The sequence below is a fragment of the Desulfobacula sp. genome (genome assembly GCF_021107415.1).
The window spans coordinates 1-3,443 of the sequence record NZ_JAIOSW010000389.1 but is presented as its reverse complement, the minus strand read 5'-3'; the positions used below and the strand labels follow the sequence as shown (position 1 = coordinate 3,443).

Below are 3,443 nucleotides of genomic sequence, written 5' to 3'. Positions count from 1 at the left end.
TTTTGTACCTGAAGGGCATACTTGATATGATCCTCAGTAATAATCCCTTTTTCCTTCAGGATTTCACCCAGCTGTTTTTTCGATTTTTCGGCTGTCATACCTGGTTTATCCCTTCCTTGTGGCATAAAAGGAAAATGGTCTTTTCATCAGGATAACCCGTCACAGGAATGGCTATCTGTTTCTGAAAAGCAATAACGGCACTCATGAGTTTTTTCCCGACAATTCCATCCAAATGATAGTTATACAAATTTATCTTCACCAACTCTTTTTGAAGCTTTTGAATTTCTTTTCCGCGATATGAATAATAAAATTTCTTCAGCGTAAATGCCGGCTTCCAGAAAAGAAAATATCCTTTTTTTCCGTTCACAGCGTTTGGATAAGACAATACACCGTACTTTCTTTTTACATGATCCGGAATATGTTCAAGTCGGATTAGCTGATACCCGCTCTTGCTTAATATGGTTACTGCTACTTCCTGAAATCTGCCCGTTTCCAGGGCTTCAAAAAAAAGGTTCTCATGCATCGAAAGTTTATATGCCTTTAAAAAATCAGCCACAGGTACCGGAAGACTTACAGTCTTTTTATCTATTTCCATCATCTGAGGATGCACAGGCACTTCCCCGGCATTTGCAACCGCAGGTAACATCTTAAGCCCTTTTGCCGGTGTTATCATTTTTCGGATGGTGTTTACCCCAAACAAAGGTGAAGTCTTATCCTGTGTAAAGTATATAAATCCTGCAAATAAAAACAGGGGCAAAAAGATTACAAGTGATAGAACGGTTATCCTTTTCTTAAGCCGGAATCCGCCGGGATTCAAATCAATGTACGCTTCTTTTATAATCTTCCCGCTTATTTCGGTTGTATTATTAAGAAAGGCAACATAAAGACACCTGTCCATTAAAATATTAATCTGTCTGAAGTTTCCACTTGTGTATTTTTGAATCTTAGAAAGCGCACTTTTCCTTATATTTGTAAGCCCACCGCTGCCTGATACGTTCAGCTTAAATAAAAGATAATTTTCGAGTTCTTTAAGCTTCAAGGGCCGAACCTCTTTTTTTATAATGATCCTGCTTTTAAGTTGCCTGAGCTCCCTGGAATTTAATTTGTCCATCAACTCGCCTTGACCGACTAATAAAATCTGAACAAGTTTCTGCTGATTTGCCTCAAGGTTTGAAATCATTCTAATTAGTTCAAGGCTTTTATTATTAAGATTCTGGGCATCGTCGATAATGATGGCGCAATTTTTTCCTTCCCGGTTTTTATCCAGCAAAAAATCATTTAAAAGCTTCATCTGCTCACTGAAAAGCAGGCTTGCTGTTTTAACACCGAAATCCCGATTAATTTCCCTTAGAAGTTCGACATCCTGATATGAAGTATGAAAACAAAGTGAAGTTTCAATCCCTTTTTCTTCAAGAACGCTTAAGATCCTACGACTGATAGTGGTTTTCCCAAGCCCGACATCGCCGGTTAAAACCATAAACCCTTTTCTTGAAATAATCCCGTGAACAATTTCCGCCAAAATCTGGTCTATATGCTCCGAAATATAAAAATTTTCATCATCAGGAGCCACTGGAAACGGATTATAGTCCAGTCCTAAGAAATCCAGATAACTTAATTCTTTATATGCTGAAGATGTTTTCATATGAATAAATTACTCCGTAATTTATTTGCTCATAGCTAACAGCTCATAGCTCATAGCCTGAAGGATTCTATCCTTTTACTATGAGCTATCAACTATCAGCTATTTCCTTTCTGCATTCTGCCTTTTCTTTCACTACTCAACCAATATACTACTTAACGATATCTTAGCTTAAGCTTATCAATTAATACGGAAATCGCTGTGTTTTCAGGGTAAATCTCTTTTAGCCTTTTTAATCGCTCACCGGCCTTTTGAAACTCTTTTGTCTTTATTTCTACAATGGCCATATTAATCCCGGCTTCGAGATCTCTTTCATTTTTATCCAGGACCTTTTTTAAGAATCTCGTTGCCGATCCATAGTCCTGCCGGCTCAGATACCAGAATGCTCTCAGCTTAAAAACATAAGTGTTGTCTTTCCCTTTTAGTGTTTCCAGTTCTGTTAGAAATTTTTCCGTCAGACCGATATTACCAGCTTTTATTGATCTGTGTATCCTGTCAACCAGTTTGCTTATTTTTAGGCTTTTTTCAAGATTAGCTCGATGAATTCTCTGCGTCCGGACTTTCTCTTTAAGCTTTTTTTCTTCAGATATTTTCGGGGAATAAGCGACTTTGACAGGAGAAGAGTATTGCCCCTGAAATATCAACGGGCTTTCAAAACCTAACTGCTTTCTATCTACCTGCTGGCTTTCTATAGTTCTGTGCGTTGCAATTTTGGAAGTCTTTACATCTTTTTGTGATGATATATCCTGAGTCTCGGCATCTTTTCCTGCGACATCCTGTGCACTTTTGTTTTTTGCTTCGGCAGGCATATAACGAACATTAAGAGATTCTTTTTCCTCCCCTTCAGGGCTTTCATCTTTTTCTATGTATTCTGAATTTTCGTGAATTGGAAAAACCTTCGGCCTGGGCTGATTGTTGTCAGTTTTATTTAAGCTGCGAACAACAAAAAAAACGCCAACACATGTAATTAGAATCAAAAGTGCAATGAAAATTATAATAGCGGGATTGGAAGATATTTCTTTAAAAGAATAATTCTTATTCCCCTTTTTTGATACACCTTTATTTTCTGCATCTTCTGCTGATTCGGTTTTCAGCTTTTTTAATGTTTTATAAATAACGCTCATATGAGTGACACGCTCAATATTATAACAAGTTCCCTGCTTTGTTCGTTTTTGTATTCCTTTTTAAAAAGATAACCCAAACCGGGAATAGCAGAAACAAAGGGCACACCCTTATTTTCCGTGGTCAGACGTTTATCAATCAGTCCCCCTAAAATCACCACATCCCCGCTGTTGAGTGCAATCGTCGTATTGATCTCCTTTATTCTGACTTCAGGTAAAGTTATACTCTGATTACCGATGCTGATTAATTCGAGGCTTTCCCTGTCCACATCACTTTTTATAGGATTTATCATGAGGGATATTTTTCCTCCCTCTTCAATAAAAGGAATAACTCCAAGTATAAGCCCGTCAAAAACCTTTGAAACCTCAACTTGTGTAGTTGTATCACTATTGTCACTGCTACTGGTTGTTGTGGTTTCCGTACTTTTCGTATAGCTTATTGACGTCCCTACGCTGATAATGGCAGGTTGTCCATGTTTGGCCCTGATGGTCGGATTCGAAACAACTTTCATATCTCCAAAACCGTTTAAGGCATCTACGGTCACGTCAATACTAAAATGCCTGTAGATTCCCTGAACAGCCAACCCAACTTCTGAAACCCATGAAGCACCGGTAATCCTTTTTTGTTTTGAATCAACATCCTGTCTTACAACACTCCAGTCGATGCCGTACTTGTACTCATC

General features: G+C 38.1%; 3 protein-coding genes. All 3 read right to left on the bottom strand.

Annotation, left to right across the window (positions count from 1 at the left end; all coding sequences use genetic code 11):
* Positions 1-94 precede the first annotated feature (94 nt).
* Positions 95-1,642 (bottom strand): ExeA family protein, encoded by a 1,548-nt coding sequence (locus K8S13_RS19525; RefSeq protein WP_291465201.1) that lies wholly within the window; start codon positions 1,640-1,642, stop codon positions 95-97.
* 152 nt (positions 1,643-1,794) lie between these two features.
* Positions 1,795-2,763, bottom strand: coding sequence for a M48 family metallopeptidase (locus K8S13_RS19520; RefSeq protein ID WP_291465198.1), 969 nt, complete (start codon positions 2,761-2,763; stop codon positions 1,795-1,797).
* Positions 2,760-3,443 (bottom strand): hypothetical protein (locus tag K8S13_RS19515; RefSeq protein ID WP_291465197.1); only part of this gene is annotated, 684 nt, incomplete at its 5' end. The genes K8S13_RS19520 and K8S13_RS19515, both read right to left, overlap by 4 nt.